The 16,319-nt window shown below is 44.5% G+C and carries 12 protein-coding genes; 2 read left to right on the top strand and 10 right to left on the bottom strand.

Annotation, left to right across the window (positions count from 1 at the left end; all coding sequences use genetic code 11):
* Positions 1-126: 126 nt before the first annotated feature.
* From WJQ40_RS02585 to WJQ40_RS02600, 4 genes are all read right to left on the bottom strand, one after another.
* Complete coding sequence (locus WJQ40_RS02585) at positions 127-2,079, bottom strand: beta-L-arabinofuranosidase domain-containing protein (protein ID WP_337537785.1); 1,953 nt, start codon at positions 2,077-2,079, stop codon at positions 127-129.
* A gap of 179 nt (positions 2,080-2,258) precedes the next feature.
* Positions 2,259-3,116, bottom strand: coding sequence for an AraC family transcriptional regulator (locus tag WJQ40_RS02590; RefSeq protein ID WP_337537786.1), 858 nt, complete (start codon positions 3,114-3,116; stop codon positions 2,259-2,261).
* A 94-nt stretch (positions 3,117-3,210) separates the two neighbouring features.
* Complete coding sequence (locus WJQ40_RS02595; protein ID WP_337403011.1) at positions 3,211-3,375, bottom strand: hypothetical protein; 165 nt, start codon at positions 3,373-3,375, stop codon at positions 3,211-3,213.
* A 53-nt stretch (positions 3,376-3,428) separates the two neighbouring features.
* A complete protein-coding gene (locus tag WJQ40_RS02600; RefSeq protein WP_337537787.1) occupies positions 3,429-4,640 on the bottom strand; it encodes an ROK family transcriptional regulator in 1,212 nt (403 codons plus the stop codon).
* Positions 4,641-4,872: 232 nt separating this feature from the next.
* Between WJQ40_RS02600 and WJQ40_RS02605 the strand changes: the two genes are divergently transcribed.
* Positions 4,873-6,165: a glycoside hydrolase family 125 protein gene (locus WJQ40_RS02605; protein ID WP_337537788.1), complete on the top strand. Its 1,293-nt coding sequence runs from the start codon at positions 4,873-4,875 to the stop codon at positions 6,163-6,165.
* Between the two features lie 7 nt (positions 6,166-6,172).
* Here WJQ40_RS02605 and WJQ40_RS02610 read toward each other — a convergent pair whose 3' ends face one another.
* The gene (locus tag WJQ40_RS02610) at positions 6,173-6,376 is read right to left on the bottom strand and encodes a pro-sigmaK processing inhibitor BofA family protein (protein WP_317246627.1); all 204 of its coding nucleotides are present in this window, start codon (positions 6,374-6,376) and stop codon (positions 6,173-6,175) included.
* A 162-nt stretch (positions 6,377-6,538) separates the two neighbouring features.
* Here WJQ40_RS02610 and WJQ40_RS02615 point away from each other — a divergent pair, with 162 nt between their 5' ends.
* Positions 6,539-6,841, top strand: a complete 303-nt coding sequence (locus WJQ40_RS02615) for a YaaL family protein (RefSeq protein ID WP_118798760.1) — start codon at positions 6,539-6,541, stop codon at positions 6,839-6,841.
* On the opposite strand, the gene fliS is transcribed toward WJQ40_RS02615, so the two are convergent.
* The 5 genes from fliS to WJQ40_RS02640 all read right to left on the bottom strand — a co-directional run bounded on the left by fliS (position 6,803) and on the right by WJQ40_RS02640 (position 16,308).
* A complete protein-coding gene (gene fliS / locus WJQ40_RS02620; RefSeq protein ID WP_262574207.1) occupies positions 6,803-7,279 on the bottom strand; it encodes a flagellar export chaperone FliS in 477 nt (158 codons plus the stop codon). The genes WJQ40_RS02615 and fliS overlap by 39 nt on opposite strands.
* A 32-nt stretch (positions 7,280-7,311) precedes the next feature.
* The gene (locus tag WJQ40_RS02625) at positions 7,312-8,442 is read right to left on the bottom strand and encodes a flagellin (protein WP_337537789.1); all 1,131 of its coding nucleotides are present in this window, start codon (positions 8,440-8,442) and stop codon (positions 7,312-7,314) included.
* A 1-nt stretch (position 8,443) separates the two neighbouring features.
* Complete coding sequence (locus WJQ40_RS02630; RefSeq protein ID WP_337537790.1) at positions 8,444-11,560, bottom strand: DUF6240 domain-containing protein; 3,117 nt, start codon at positions 11,558-11,560, stop codon at positions 8,444-8,446.
* A gap of 89 nt (positions 11,561-11,649) precedes the next feature.
* Entirely contained in the window at positions 11,650-13,566 is a 1,917-nt protein-coding gene (gene glgB / locus WJQ40_RS02635) for a 1,4-alpha-glucan branching protein GlgB (RefSeq protein ID WP_337403027.1), read from the bottom strand.
* A 21-nt stretch (positions 13,567-13,587) separates the two neighbouring features.
* Entirely contained in the window at positions 13,588-16,308 is a 2,721-nt protein-coding gene (locus tag WJQ40_RS02640; RefSeq protein ID WP_337537791.1) for a hypothetical protein, read from the bottom strand.
* Positions 16,309-16,319: the final 11 nt, after the last annotated feature.

The following is a 16,319-nucleotide window of genomic DNA, read 5'->3' on the forward strand; positions in this document are numbered from 1 at the left end:
GGCACTGTCGAATGATGTTTATCCAGTTCGACCTGCGGACAGTGTGAGTTAATTGATCCATGCGCTTTAGCCTCCTCTAAAAAACTAATAGTTTTTTCGTGTTATTTAGAGTGTGGCATAAAAAAACTAATTAGCCAAGGCGCAGGATTTGACGTTTACGGGAATCCATACCCTCATCTGGTTCAATCCGCGATTACCCCAGCTATAATATGGTACCAAGGTAATCTGACATTCTTTTGTTACCGGTGCATCATAGCTATAAAGGTCATCACTGACGACTTCCCGATAACCTTCTGCATATAATTCCTGAATACCGCATAATTTATCCGGCATATATTCGCTAAGCGTTATTTTTCCGTCCTTCTTCAGGCTTAGCGATAGTACGTCATTTTCGTTATCCACACCCTCAGCACAATAAACAAGCGGTCCCCTCTGCAGTGCTGCTTTTCCTGTATTAGCTGCCACCCGGCTGCTTGTATATACTCTTTTCACTTCCATATCCAGCTCTATTGTTATGATATCTTCTGCCCGGTATTCTCCAAATATATATGCATAGCCCGATTTCATTTCATACTCTGCAGGCTTTCCGTTCAAAAGAATTTTCGTGTTCTTGCTCCATGCCGGAATACGAATTGCTAAAGGTACATACATAGTTTCCTTTACCGGTGCAAATTTATAGCTAATAACATGATTGTACGGGTAGGCTGTCTCTAAGATTATTTTACCACCAAAATTCTCTGTTAAATCTAATGTGCCGTCAATATATAAATTAGAAAACAACGTATCCTGGGTCAAATGCCATGCATATTCAGAAACAGAGGATAACATTCTTGCCACATTAGGCGGGCAGCATGCACAGGCAAACCATTTGGGTCTTACAGGAAGAGCATGCTTGTGGGTCTTTGCTTCCCCTGAAATACCGGGTAAGGTCTCCAATGGATTGACATAGAAAAACCTGGTTCCATCTAACTGCATTCCTGCCAGCACACCATTATATAATGCCCGCTCCATTATATCAGCATATTTTCGATTTCTTTCCAGATAGAGCATTTTATTGGCAAAGAAAATCAAACCGATTGCGGCACAGGTTTCCGCATAAGCTGTATCGTTTGGCAGATGATAGTCTTCAGTAAAAGCTTCACCTTCATAAGCAGAACCGATACCACCTGTTACATACATTCTGCACTGGGTAATATTGTTCCAGAGAGTCTTGCAGGCCTCTGTCAATGTTGTATCGCCAGTTTCCATTGCTGCGTCTGCCATTCCGGTATATAAATATACAGCTCTTACTGCATGCCCGGTAGCTTTCTTTTGTTCCCTGACCGGAGCATTACACTGCATGCATTCTTTGTCCTCCGGATCAGCACCCCATACTGTCCATTTTCTTCTTTCCTTTTCCTTGCAGAAATAATCACTGTCTACACCTCTCACGTTAATAAAATGAAGTGCTAATTCCTTATATTTCTCTTTCTTAGTGCAGCGATACATGCGTAATAATGCCAACTCTATCTCCGGATGCCCCGGATATCCTTCTGCTCCATCTTCAATAAAACGTTTGTAAATATGGTCTGCCATACCACACATAATATCTAACAATTTAACCTTACCGGTACACTCAGCGTAGGCAACGGCAGCTTCCATCATATGTCCTGCGCAATATAATTCATGCGCTTCCTGCAAATTGGTCCATCTTTTCTCCGGAGCCTTTACGGTAAAGTAAGTGTTCAGATATCCGTCTTCCTGCTGTGCCTCGCCAATCAGATCAATAATTTCATCACAGCGTCTTTCCAGTTCAGCATCCGGATACTGTGTCAAAGAGTAGGCCACGCCCTCTAACCATTTTGCTACGTCACTGTCCTGAAATACCATACCATAAAACTCACCATCACACTTTCCGGTCTTCAGCTTCTCTGCAGCCATACGGAAATTCTCAATACAGTGACTTTTGTCCGCACCTTCAATCTGGTCATTAAGTGCCTTCTCCTGATAAGGAAGCACTACATCTTTGACCAGCTTTTCATATCTGCCAAAAAAACCATCATTTACCTTAAACTTCTTTACTAATTGCAAATCACCCATTACATACCCTCCATCTGATTCATGTTTCTTTCAGCAGGCGGCTCTGCCTGCTTCCTATATTATGTATAATAATCCTCTATTACATAATTTAAAATGGAATAAAATCTTTACAATTTGTACTTTTTTCCGATTTTACCATAACATGCCTCAAATTACGGGAGCTTTTCCGACCTGCTTTCCTAGATACCGGGTATATATGTTTTCCGATATTCACCGGGTGGGCATCCTTTCTTTCTATGAAATATTTTGCTAAAGTAAAACACGTCCGAAAATCCTGTCAATTGCGCAATTTCTGTAATGGATTTATTGGTTTCTTTCAGCAGCTGTTCTGCTTTTCGTAATCTTAGTGTGCACTGATATTCCTTAATGGTTTGTCCGGTCACTTCCTTAAACAGGGTTCCTGCATATTTATAGGACAAGCCACAGGCTTCCTGAATCTGTGCAGAGGTAAATCCATCTATATAATGCTGTCTCACATAATTCTGTATCTGCTCCACATAACCGTTACTCACCTTATCATCCTGTGCATTCTGTGCACATTCCAGGAAAATCTGCCATAGACGGATGGATGTCTGTGGAATATTCCCATGAATATGAGCTTCTATCATTTTCTCAAAGTTTCTCTTTATTTGTGTCTTCTCTTCACAATTTATTAATTTGGGGAGAGTAATGAAATACCGATCCTTCTCAGAAGGCTTAAGGCTTATCCTTTCATCATAATAAATCCCTCTTGGAAGCTCCTCCATACAGGATGAGGGAGCATCACAATAAAAATGCGCATAATACCAGGATGATCCTATTTCAAATGATCTATTCCCCCAATGATGAATACCACTTTTCAGGAAAAAAACCTGATCTGGCATAATTCTATAAGGAATCCCGTCCTCTATAATCTCCATGCTTCCCTGTAATAAATAAATTGCCACATGAAATGGTGCTGTCCGATCCGCATGGATCATCGGTGCCAACGTCACACTATAATCTGCTTCACTTACAAAAGGCATAGCTGTACAGGGTATCTTCAATAAATGCTCCATCGACAAATCCTCCATTTCATTCTTTTAATGGCTTTCTTCTTATCTGCCTCCAGCGCAGATAATCCACATACTACCTTCCTTACTTGTATGATCTCTAACCCTTTACGGCACCGGCAGCTATTCCCTTTACTATATTTTTCTGCATCAGGATATAGAAAAGAATAATAGGGATGCTGGAAATAACGAAATTGGCTAAGATCAGGTTCCACTGATTACTGTATGTTCCGTAAAAGTACTGCTGTGAAAGCGGCAGTGTCATAGGCTCTTAGTAAAGTATATTTATATAATTTCCTTGCCAAATACCGCACTTTGTTACACCTTCAGCGAAAGCTTTGGCTTTTCAAAGATATTACTTAACACATGACAGCATGCCCCTAAGGGATACTCCTCCTGTTTTAATGAGCCGACCCTGATATCAATTTCATTTTCATATCCTCTCATCATATACTGCCTTGCTGTTTCTTTGATCTCTTTTATGAATTCACTTTCCTTAATCTGAGGATATCCACCAATGATCACTGTCGTAACCTCCAGGGTCTTGATCATATTTGCGACAGCAATTCCAATATAAAAAGCAGACTGCTTCAATATCTGGCAGCTGATTTCCTCTCCCTTTTCTGCCTTGTCAATGAAATCCAGCACTGTCCGGTGCCTTTCCTCTTCCGCATTATAAGTTCCCGCCTTAATGCACCGCGCTTTATATTCTTTGTTCATTGCTATCTCACTTGCAAATGCATCCAGACATCCATGTCTGCCGCAGGAGCACAGGGGTCCTTCCGGATTGACCGTCGTATGTCCGATAAAGCCTGCATTGCCCTGACGTCCGTCCAGTGCATGTCCATGGTAGAAAATAGCACTTCCTATACCGGAGCGAAGTCCGATATAAAGAAAATCCTGTACATCAGATGACATATATTTTTCGCGTTCTGCCTCAGCCAGCAGATGGACATCATTTTTGATATATACGGGCACATGGAATTTCTCCTCTAATATATCTCTGACATGGATATCATCCCAGTTTCTGATACGTTCAATGTGAATAGAAATTCCGTTTGGTTCATCAACATTTCCAGGAAGCCCAAGTCCAATACCTGCCAGCTGATCCATACTGATACCGGTCTGCCTTACCATGCTGCCAATTTCATCTATAAGACTCTTCATGATCATTTCGGCATCTGCATCATCCTCAAAGTGGATTTCTTTAGAACCGACAATTTTTCTGGCTGCATTTGTTACTGCAAGTCTGGCCGTATGGATAGCAAACTCCAGATCCACACCTATTGCATAACAGGCTTCTGCATTGATCAGTATCAGATCCGCAGGTCTTCCACCCGTACTCTTGACTTGTCCTTCCTTGATGATATAATTATTCTCCTGCAGCTCCTTGATCACCTCAAGAACAGTAGGCCGGCTGACCATCGTTCTGCGTACGATCTCTTCTATCGTTAGTGGCTGGTACTGAAGGATGGTCTGCATGATCAGATATTTATTCGCTTCTTTCAGAACCCGTGTCGTATTTTTCATTTACAATTCCCCCTTCTGTTTCTCATCATAACATCGCCCCCTCTGTTTTGTAAATTATATTTACATAATTATTTTATAAAAGATTTTTATAAAATAGTTTAAATTATTTTTCGTTTATGTTATATTCGAGGAGTATATAAATGATAATTTTAGAAAGGATACGTTGTTAGCATGAATATGGGATGCCTATGAAAAATCAAAAAACAATATCATTAAGGAAAGGTGCTTTATTATGATAACTATAAAAGATCATTATCCTGTCATTGACCAGACAATCCAGCAGGTAAAAGACCGGTTTGGTTCTGACAGCAAAATTGCTGTTATGTTTGAAAACTGTATTTCCAATACATTACAGACCACCATAAAAGTACTGGACGACGGTTCCATATTTGTTATTACCGGAGATATTCCAGCCATGTGGCTTCGTGATTCAGCCTGCCAGCTCCGTCCTTTTCTCTTTTTTGCCAAAGAGGATCCGGAGATTGCCGACATCATAAGCGGCCTGATCCAGAAGCAGATGCAATGTATCCAGATAGATCCTTATGCCAACGCTTTTAATGAGTGTGCAAATGGTAATTGCTGGGAGCACGACAAAACAGATATGAAGCCGGAATTATGGGAAAGAAAATTTGAAATTGATTCTCTTTGTTTTCCTGTCCAGCTCTCTTATCTCTTTTGGAAAAATACCGGTTATACAGCACACTTTACCATGGACTGGTTAAAATCCGCAAAAACGATTATATCCGTATTCCGTACAGAACAGGATCACGAGCATAAATCTCCCTACACCTTTGAACGCATGAACTGCGTTCCCACTGACACATTATCCAGAAATGGAAAGGGCGCACTGGTAAAAAGCAATATTGGGCTGATATGGTCCGGCTTCCGCCCAAGTGATGATTCCTGTACTTATGGATATTTAATTCCTTCCAACATGCTCGCCAGCGTTATTCTTGAAAATATTTCAGAAATAGCTGAGCAGATATATCATGACTCTGTGTTAGCAGCAGAGGCACACCGGTTTTCCTCAGATTTGCGGAAAGCAATAGAATCCCTTTCTATTGTTCCTGGTCAAAGTAAAGAATTTTATGCTTATGAAATAGACGGATTTGGCGAATATAACATCATGGATGACGCCAATCTTCCCAGCCTTCTGTCACTTCCCTATATCGGATACTGCGACAGGAAAGATGGGCGATATCTGAACACAAGAGAGATCATCCTCAGTGACAGAAACCCTTATTATTATGCCGGAGCCTGTGCAAAAGGCATTGGAAGCCCACATACACCAGCCCGTTATATATGGCATATCGGACTCGCCATGCAGGCACTGACTACTACATCTGCCAAAGAGCGTGAGCAGCTCCTTGACACGCTGACTCATACAGATGCAGGCACTGACCTTATGCATGAGGCTTTTCTGGTAGATGACCCTGCACAATATACCCGTCCATGGTTTTCATGGGCCAATTCTGTATTCTGTGAGCTGATCCTGGATTGCTGCGGTTACCACCTGGAAATGTAGCATCCGTTCACAGCAGCATATAAAACTGCACACCATACAGTGCCAGCACCCCGGGGATCCCAAGAAAACCTGCTATAGAAAATGTGATCAGATTATAGCCAACGTGGATCCCCTCCATGATGCTGCCAAGCACCTGATTCCCCAGATAAAAAAGCAGACAGCCTGCCATGCCCCGCAATATGAAATTCAAAATTTTTTCCATCAATTTCATTATTTTAAATCTTTCTCCGTCCTCTCTCCAGTCCAGCTGTCTGTATGTCCAGGCCAGCCAGACATCTCCTGTAATTATATATGTTTCTTCATGTAATTTATGAATAAAAGCCAGGAACCCGGACTATACTTTTTTCAAAAGGAAATATCTGGGAGGCTGCACATGAAATCATATTTTGGATTTTCTTCCCATACCAACAGAACCCTTTCGGAGGAAGAACTACAGAGAAATGCTCTTCTTTCTGATCTGGAGCAAACAAAAAAAGCCCTGGAGATCGCATATGCGGGCTTTGACAATGTCACAGAACCGGATCTCATCGACTGCTATATCTACGAGGTCAATTCTGTGCTGAAGCGCTATAAATTTTTAATGGAACAGGCAGCACACCTGTGTATGCTGCCTGAAGAAAAAACTACTGCTTCTGTTTTAAACACGGAAGCCCCGGCTGCTACCCTGATCAGCTAAGCTCTCGTTCAGAGCTCCTCTGCCATAGGTAAGTCCTGCATAAACGGCCTGCGTGTTTTCCATAACGGCACCGGAATCATCCTGCTCACTGATAGTCTCATAAGCATCCTTAAGTTTTCTGACCATATCCTCCGGCTCCTTTAGCAGTGCGGCATCCTGTCTGGCATCTGCCTGGATCAGCGTCCTGTCCGCAAAGAGATAGAGCTGCAGCAGGTTTCCGGAAACAGGGTATTCATGATTCAGAGAGTGGCTCAGTTCGTGGATACATGCCCTTGCCCGTTTGATACCGGTATGAAAGGCTGCCTCATCCCTGTTGCCAGCCGCATCTTCTGCTTCCTTCAGATAATCCAGTGTCATTTCATATAAGATCACTACAAGCTGTGTCCGGCTTGCCTGAGATATTTTCAGCGTATACTGCTGTTTCTTTTCATCCGTCATTTCATTTCCCTCTATGTGTCAGAAATCTGTACTTACTGCAGAAGCTGAAGTACCTGGGAAGGTCTTTCATTGGCCTGAGCCAGCATGGAGGTACTTGCCTGGGAAAGTACCTGCAGAGTTGTATATTCTGTCATTTCTTCCGCCATATCTGTATCCATGATCCTGGAATAAGCTGCCGTCATATTCTCTGAAGTAATATCCAGGCTGCTGACTGTGTGCTCCAGACGGTTCTGGTAAGCACCGATCCGGCTTCTTGCCTCCGATACATATTTAATAGCTGCATCAACCTGATCGATCGCTTTTGTCGCCCCCTCTGCGGTCGTCAGATCCAGGGATTCGATTCCCATATTAAGGCAGGAAATCCTGGGAATACGGATGCCAAGCTGCTGTCCTTCATTAGCACCGATCTGGGTGTCCATAGCGCCAAAGCCTGCAAGCTCCATCTTAAAATTGTTAACTGTAGTAACATCATCCTTCTGTATGCCGCTCCGGATCTCCAGCTTCAGTTCAAATCCATTGTCTCCGGTGATCGTGGCGATATTACCGTCTACACCACTTATCTTTGCTCCGGCAACAGTCTGTCCGCCGGGTCCCGTAATTGTTACAGAGGACTTTGCCGAATCCAAGTCGCCATCCTTATCCGTACCGATCTTCAGGTCTGCCACCTGATATTGTCCCGCCTTAACCTCATCTCCATAATAAGCAACCTTCACATCAACGTTATTGGTATACCCTTTCAGGTCAAAGGATCCATCCAGGATCTTCTGTCCATTAAACTCAGCCTCTCCTGAGATTCTGTCAATTTCCTCTTTCAGCTGCTGGGCTTCATTATTGATGATCTCACGATCCTGTTCCGTCAGGGTTCCTGTACTTGCTTTTACAGAAAGCTCATTCAGACGCTGCAGCATATCATGGATCTCTGACATGGTTCCATCTGCGATCTCGATCACAGAAATACCATCGCCTGCATTATCTGTTGCAACAGAAACACCCGCAATCTGTGCATTCATTCTCTTGGCCATGGCAAGTCCTGACGGATTGTCCTTGGCGTGCGTGATCTTATAGCCGGAGGAAAGCTTTCCCAGGGATGCCGCCAGCTTATTGTCGTTTCTTGTCAGTGCATTATTGGCAATTGCTGCGGACGCATTAAAATTAATTTTCATCTTATTCTGATTCCTTTCTGCTTATCTGTCTGATAAAACTGATATATGTTCTGGCAACCCGGTACAGGGCTGCATCCGTCTGTCCTTTTTCCTTACCAGATCCGGCCTTTAACGCATAACCGGCAGGATCCAGGGTTTCTTCTGTAATGAAGTGAATGTCTCCTGCCCGGATCTCTTCCTCAGAGAGCATTTGCCGGAAAAGCTCAGCCTCTCCGGAAAGCTTCTCTGCAGCACGTCTTTCCTGACTGATGCTGCAGCCTGTAAGTCCCATCTTTCCAAAGGAAAACTCCGCTGCATTCTTTCCAAGCGCTTCCGTTTCCAGAGAGATAGTAACCTTACTTTCCGCCCCCTCCTTATGGATCATAGTCAGATTTACCGCTGTCAGCTCTCCATTTATCTGAAGCGGCAGAGTATAATTTTCTTCTTTGGCCATAGATCTCAGAAAGCCTACCTGTCTGCAAAGACTGTGCAGATATCTTACGTCCAGGATATCTGTTGTGTTCTCAAAGGCCTGTCTTTCAATCTGCTCTGACAGAACATCTGCCAGGCGGTCATAAGCCTTACCTGCACTCTCCTGTGTCGTAAATCCGGATAATAGCTCTTCTCCAAGGTCTTCTATACTGATCCTGTCTGTACCAGCTTCGTCTGATGGCTCCCTGGCTGTCCTGTCTGCATGATCCTTCTTCGCTTTATCAGCTGTCTGAGCTCCTCTTTCAAAACCCCTGATACCCTTGAACAGTTCTGCAGGTGTCCGCAGCAATTCTCCTGCCACCAGCAGATTATCTGCCGTGATAGGCTGTCCATTGTCTGAAAGATATCGGAAAATCTCTTCTTCGCTGGCGGCCGCTGCACGGAAATTCTCTGCCCCTCCAGCCATTTCTCCTTCAGCCGTTTTCCCTTCTGCCAGCTCATCTGCCGCCGGATCATCATTCTCTGTGAATGCCTGCTGCATTTCTTTTCTTGTATGGATAAACCCCCGCTCGATCTGCGCAATGATGGAATCTGTAAGGTCACCTGCTTCGATAACCTCTTTCCCATCACCAATTTTATAATCCATATGCTTCTTCTTCGCCGTTCTCACAGCTGATAAAAGATTTTCAAGGGTTTCTGACCTGCCAGTATCTGCCACAGCGCCCAGTGCTGCATCATCCCCTTTTTCAATCTGACGGAAAAGCCTGTAAATACCGATATAAGCATCTCTCTCTTCCTGACTGATTTCCTTTTTCTGATCCAGGTGATAAAGAAATTCACTGTAGGAGGCAAGCTCCTCTTCAGGCATCTGCTCCTGCCCCGTCAGATAGGTATAAAGATCCTCCAGCGTCATAGTAAGAGGATTGATCCCCTTCCTGATCATGGAAAGAACCTCTCCCGGTCTTAGATTGTCTGTAATATTCTGCAGCAGTTTTTCTGATGCCCGGATCCTTTCAAAGTTCTTTTCTGTCATATCCATGCTGTTATAGCCAAGGATCCTGATCGTTTTCCTGTTTTCTTCTGTCAGCTCCTTACCCATATCCGCCAGGATATCATCTACATTCTGGAATGCTTTTTTTATGGAATCTCCAAGATCCTTTCTTGGAGTTGTCATCAGCTCTTCGTACTTCTCACCGGCTTTTTCCATGGAGATACGGACAGCTTTGCTCTTCTGTGCAGCTCCCTCCAGTGTATCAGCTGACTCGATCTGCGCGGCCACTGCTGCCGGAGCTCTCCTCAGGCTTTCTGCTGCCTGCAGGGAATCTCTGTACCAGCCTGCCTTTTCCTGTGCTCTTACCGGATCAGTTTCTCCTGTAAGCTCTCTATCCACCTGTATCCCTGCTTCTGACAGCCTGCGGATCAATTCTTCCATCGGAGCTGTCTCAATCTGGAAGCCGCTCCTTAAAAGCTTTAAATTGGCACTGACTGTCATGGAAAGCCGTACCTCTTCAAGATACCTTCTGGCCTGCAGCCTGTCTGCACTCATGCCTGCTCCCTGCAGAGAATCACTGCTGCTCTGATCTGCAGTCTCTTCCAAGCCTGTGCTCTCTGCATGGATTGCAAACAGATTCTTCAGCTGAAAAGGAAGCTCTGATATCAGGATCCTGTCTGCGTCCCGGTCTGTCAGCTCCTTCGTACTTTCCTCTATTCTTACTGCCTGCTGCAGAAGGCTCTCCTTCGCAGTCAGATCAGCATTGCGTACTGCCCTTCCATCAGAAATGGCGATTGCCGCCGCTTTCAGAAAATCCTCTTCCGAAACGGGAAACGTCATTTTCTCCAGCTCATGCAGCTTTGTCAGATTATCTGTGTTAAAAGGTATCCCCCTTTCAATCAGCCATTTGGCATCGGAAACAGATTCTTCATCAACAGAAAGCCCTGCTTCCTGTATCACCTGTTCAATCTGAGGCATGAGACTTTCATACTCCACGGTTTCCGGTTTCTTTACATAATAGCCATCCATTTCACCGGCTCTGTAGTATCCCTGTCCAATCCTGCCGCTTCCTGCTGCTCCTGCATGAATGGCAAAGTAAATGTTCTCCGGAGTAATGTCAAGCTGATTTTCTACCAGATATCGTATAGTGTCCTCATTCAGAGTGGAAACGGAAGACAGCTGCTCATAGGTCGTTACAGCCTCCTCTATATTCCCCTCTGTCAGAGGAATGTCCTGCTCTGCGAACTGCTTCTGCAGCTCTCTGGCAAAGCTCTCACTTCCTGTGATTCTAGCAAGGCTTTCACCGTCTATGGTATCAGTATAACCAACAACCTGTGTACCTCCCTTTAACAGAGCTGCTTTTATCTTGTCAACAATGGTGACAACTGTATCGATCTCTGTACTGCCCGGATGAAAGCCTTCTTCCTGAAGCTTCGCAAAATCTTCGTCAGATACAGAATTAGACATCACTGCCATATAGTTCCTGCGGGCAGTAATATCCTCCATACCCGCTTTCTGCATAACCTCTTCTGCGGTCCTTCCGTGACCTGCGTAAGCGCTGTTATCCGTAACTGTGCCAGAAATGTCTAATGCAAACCCGGCCGAACATACCTCTCTGGTACTGTCAGCCTTCTGATATCCTGTTGTCTCCCTGTCTTTATTCAAATAGGCCTTGGGATCCTGTCCTGTCCCGTTAAAGATAATATTCATGCTCATTTCCTTTATCCTATTATTTGCAAAAAACAAGGGTGAATGATCATATCATTCACCCTTTATTTCGGTAACATATTCTGTTTTCTTAACCTCTAAAAAAGAAAGATTGCTGCTGTATACGGGGGCAGATCAAATGTAATACTGTACTTCTTGTTATTACACGGCTTTGCTTCTGCTGCAAGCTCTTTCGGGATCACATTTCCATTTCCCGCAAATCTCGTATCGTCACTGTTCAGAAGCAGCTTATATTTCTTTTTCTTCGGTACTCCAACCACGTAATTCTCCCACTTCATGGGAGTCATATTCAGAATAAATAACAGTTCATTCTTTCCATTCTCTGATTTACGGAAGAAGCTGTATACACTCCTGTCCTTGTCATCACAGTTCAGCCACTCAAAGCCTGCCCAGCTGTTATCGTTTTCATACAGGCAGGGATATTTGCGGTAGATCTGCAAAAGCTCTTTCACATAATCATGCATACCCTTATTCAGATCATTCTCCAGAAGGAACCAGTCAAGCTCCCTTGCTTCACTCCATTCTCTTTCCTGTCCAAATTCCTGTCCCATGAAAAGCAGCTTCTTGCCGGAATGTCCAAGCATATAAGTGTAACCCAGTCTTAAATTGGCATATTTATCTACTTTGTAGCCTGGCATCTTTTCTACCATGGAGCATTTCAGGTGGACTACCTCATCATGGGAAAGCGGCAGGATATAATGCTCACTCTCATTGTAGCTCATGGCAAAGGTCATTGCATAATGGTTATCCTTACGGAAATAAGGATCCAGCTTCATGTATTCACAAAAGTCATGCATCCAGCCCATATTCCATTTAAAGCTGAACCCGAGACCGTCCTCTTCAATAGAATGTGTAACACCAGGCCACGCGGTTGACTCTTCAGCAATCGTCATAAATCCGGGATATGTACCCCTCACTACTGAATTCAGATGCTTAAAGAATTCAATTGCCTCCAGGTTCTTATTCCCGCCATATTTATTCGGCACCCACTGGCCATCCTTCTTGCCATAATCCAGATACAGCATGGATGCCACTGCATCCACACGGATACCATCAATATGGAATTCCTTGATCCAGAATAATGCATTGGCGATCAGGAAATTCTTAACTTCATTCTTTCCATAATTAAAGATCTTGGTACCCCAGTCTGGATGCTCGCCCTTCCTCGGATCCGGATCTTCAAAAATACACTGCCCGTCAAATCTGCCAAGTCCATGTGCATCTGTTGCAAAATGTGCCGGTACCCAGTCCAGGATCACACCGATCTTATTCCTGTGAAGCTTGTTTACCAGATACATGAAGTCCTGTGGATCTCCATATCGTGCTGTAGGTGCATAGTATCCGGTCACCTGATAACCCCAGGAGCCATCGAAGGGATACTCCGCAATACCCATCAGCTCCACATGGGTATATTTCATTTCCTTTAAATATTCTACGATTCTGTCTGCAAATTCACGGTAATTATAAAAGCCCTGCTCTTCCGGTCTTGGATGTCTCATCCAGGAACCGATGTGACATTCATAAATTGCCAGCGGCTCTTTATAATAGTCCCTTTCCTCACGTTCCCTGAGCCACAGATCGTCTGTCCATTTATAGCCGGAAATATCAACCGTTTTTGATGCAGTCCCGGGGCGCATTTCTGCGCTGTTGGCAAAAGGATCTGCCTTATATAGCTTCTCGCCGGAAGGTGCCGTAATAAGAAACTTATACAGCTCCCCTGTTCCTACACCCGGAAGAAAAACCGTCCAGATTCCACCCGCACCAAGCTTTGTCATAGGTGCTGCCTCTTCGTTCCAGCCGTTAAAGGTACCAATCACATGTACGCTGGCAGCATTCGGTGCCCATACACCAAAGAAAGTTCCCTTTCTTCCATTCTCCACTGAAGGATGTGCACCCAGCTTTTTATAAATATCATAATGTGTACCCTGAGCAAATAAATACTGGTCTGCTTCTGAAATAAATACAGTTCCCCCGGTCTGTTTTTTCTTTTCCATGCAGAAAAACCCCCTTGATTTTTAGTAATGCATAAAGTCCTTTTCTCTTAAAACAACCATATCCTCATCATCATATCTCTTGCCAAACAGCACATCAAAGAAATGCTTCGGTGTCTTCTTATCTGCATAATAGATCGCTTCATCCACGATCTCTTCAATTTCTGAGAGTGTTACCTCATGGTCACTGGTCTGCATATCTGCAATTCTCGTATGCAGTGCCAGAACACCCAGCTCATCAATCGCATATTCCTGCTCCAGGGCATACTTTCTTGCGTATTTAACAAGTGTCTGATCATCCAGTGCTTCCACATCTACCCTGAGATTAAAGATTGTTGCCAGTGCCGGATATTTCGTCAGGAACTTTTCTATCGCTTCCTTTTTATCTTCAAGGATAATGATCAGTCCCTTTCCTTCCTGATTCAGCTCTCTGATCAGGGATTCCACTGTATTCTTCTTCATGGAAGCTGCACCCTCAATGATCAGCGCCCCTCCAAGGAGGCGGTCCAAGGTTGCTCCAACTTCCTTCTTGTTCATATTGCCCCCGGAAATTTTGGCCACCTTGCCTGAAAAATTATTATCAGAAAGCTGAACCTCCTTCACAAGAAGCTTGGCAAGTGCAGTGGTACCTGTGCCCTCTTCTCCTGTGATCACAACATTTCCTGTGTAAGATGCCAGACTGATATTATCAATTACCTCTACGATCTGCTTTCTTGTTTTCTTGTGATGGATGAACGGAGCGAACTGCTCTCTCTCACTCCTGCTCATTTCGCGTGCAGTATAGGAATTCCCTGCCTCTGCTGTTCCCTCTTCTTTCGTTTTTTCTTCTTCCGTTTTTTCCTCTTCTATTTTTTCCTCTGCTGCTTCTTCCTCAGCAATCTCTTTCTCCGCTGCTTCCTCAGTGGGGGGGGCTTCGTCTAAAGGCTTATCCGCTTCCCCGGTCTCTTCCTCTATGATCTCAGCATCTTCTATGACTTCCGTCTGCTCTTCCGGCTGCTTTTCCGTCTGCTCTTCCGGCTGTTCTTCAGCCTTCTCCTCTTCCTTTGCGTCAATATCAGAAACCTTTACTACCTTGGGGCGCTCTGCTTCTGCTCTTTTCTTACTTTCCCTCACAGCAGCATCCACCATGGCCTTTTCCAGTTCTTCAAGAAGTCCTGTCTTAGTCGCCTCGTCAAAATCCGAAAACAGGGAATCTGTCTGCTTGTGTACGCGCTCCTTGATCTCCTGCATCATCTTCTGCTCATTTTCTTTCTTCATCTTTTCCCATTCAGCCATAACATCATCAATACTCAGCTGACCGGTGATCTGCTTCTCTATCTGCTCTTCCTCCGGAATGGCCAGACTGATCTGTCCGTCATATTCCTGGGAAAGGATATCATCAAAACCCGATGGCTTATGAAATGTCCTGATCACACCTGTATTACTGATCGCCGGATTTGGTGACGCCTCCGGAAGTCTTTCTCTGTCCTTCTGCAGAGATTCTGCCCTGTCGGCCACTTTGGAAACAGACTCCTGCATGGCTGCAATATTCCGTGAGGTCTGTGCATCCTTCTCCACCAGCTCAGAGATCACATCTTCTACCTTAACTTCAGAGGTATTGCCAAAGAATACTTCCTCAGATACAGGATCTGCTGCTTCTGAATCACTGTCAGTCAGCATATCCTCACTGATCAGCTGCATTTCATCGGTATCCTGCTTAACAGCAGCCGGTGTTTCCGGTCCGGAAGCTGCAGGAAGTTCCTCCGCAGGCATTTCTGATGCTGTTACCTCATGGATATCTGCTGCTTCAGCCATGTCTGCTGCTTCAGCAGCTTCTGCCTCTTCTTCCACATCCTGTGTTTCCTTCTGTACGGCATTCTCACGTTCCTCTGCATGAGATGATACCCCCAGAAATTCCTTCATGCTTTCCGCAAGCTCTTTCTGCAGATTGATGGTATTATACTGACTTACATCAACTGTCTTGACTTCGATCTCATCCAGACTCTTGCCCGGCAGCTCCTGGGTAGGATCTGTAAGTACATTCTGCTCCCTGCTGAACTCATCATCCTCTTCCTCTTCTGCTGCCGCCTGTCCGGCTTCCTCCTGAATGGCTTTTCCTTCTGTCACAATATCGGCTTCAATAATGCCGCCGGTATGCTTCATCTGCTCATATTTCGCTTCCTGCTCCTCTGTCAGGGGCTGGTGCAGCTTTTTCAGCTCCAGCGCCTTCAGAACATATCTGCCGTCAGAAAACCAAAGGAACATCTCATCACATTCCTCTACACATTTGGACTCAAGTCCTACCCTGTGATAGAGATATGCCAGTTCATAAGCCCACTTCTCACGGTAATCCTTTTTCTTCAGCTCCTCCAGTACTGCAATTCTCTCTTCCAGGCTGACTTCCTGTGCCTCATAAAGCTTATACTGAAGAATGTATCTGCCAGAGTCCTTCGGCGCAAGCTGCACAAATTCCTTATAGTATTCGATTGCCTGCACATATTCTTCCAGCTTAATGGAAAGCTCACAAAGTGAATAAACAATAGGGCGCCTTCCGCCGCCCTTCTCATAGGCAAGCAGGAGAATATCCCTGCTGTCCTCATATCTTCTGTTGATTTTATATAGATCACTGATCGTACAGAGCATCATCACACTTCTGACCCTGCGCCAGTCGATGGTATCTGCAATCTTAGCAGCTTCCACATATTCGCCGTCAGCGATCAGCGATTTAATCTCTTCTGCACGTACTTTATATTCATACTTATCCAAGGTACTCACCT

The sequence above is a fragment of the Suilimivivens sp. genome, from assembly GCF_037359455.1.
Taxonomy (GTDB): domain Bacteria; phylum Bacillota; class Clostridia; order Lachnospirales; family Lachnospiraceae; genus Suilimivivens; species Suilimivivens aceti.

Coding starts and splice junctions, on each gene's coding strand:
- WJQ40_RS02585 (WP_337537785.1), bottom strand. CDS start 2,079: ATGGGTGATTTGCAATTAGTAAAGAAGTTTAAGGTAAATGATGGTTTT.
- WJQ40_RS02590 (WP_337537786.1), bottom strand. CDS start 3,116: ATGGAGCATTTATTGAAGATACCCTGTACAGCTATGCCTTTTGTAAGT.
- WJQ40_RS02595 (WP_337403011.1), bottom strand. CDS start 3,375: ATGACACTGCCGCTTTCACAGCAGTACTTTTACGGAACATACAGTAAT.
- WJQ40_RS02600 (WP_337537787.1), bottom strand. CDS start 4,640: ATGAAAAATACGACACGGGTTCTGAAAGAAGCGAATAAATATCTGATC.
- WJQ40_RS02605 (WP_337537788.1), top strand. CDS start 4,873: ATGATAACTATAAAAGATCATTATCCTGTCATTGACCAGACAATCCAG.
- WJQ40_RS02610 (WP_317246627.1), bottom strand. CDS start 6,376: ATGAAATTGATGGAAAAAATTTTGAATTTCATATTGCGGGGCATGGCA.
- WJQ40_RS02615 (WP_118798760.1), top strand. CDS start 6,539: ATGAAATCATATTTTGGATTTTCTTCCCATACCAACAGAACCCTTTCG.
- fliS (WP_262574207.1), bottom strand. CDS start 7,279: ATGACGGATGAAAAGAAACAGCAGTATACGCTGAAAATATCTCAGGCA.
- WJQ40_RS02625 (WP_337537789.1), bottom strand. CDS start 8,442: ATGAAAATTAATTTTAATGCGTCCGCAGCAATTGCCAATAATGCACTG.
- WJQ40_RS02630 (WP_337537790.1), bottom strand. CDS start 11,560: ATGAGCATGAATATTATCTTTAACGGGACAGGACAGGATCCCAAGGCC.
- glgB (WP_337403027.1), bottom strand. CDS start 13,566: ATGGAAAAGAAAAAACAGACCGGGGGAACTGTATTTATTTCAGAAGCA.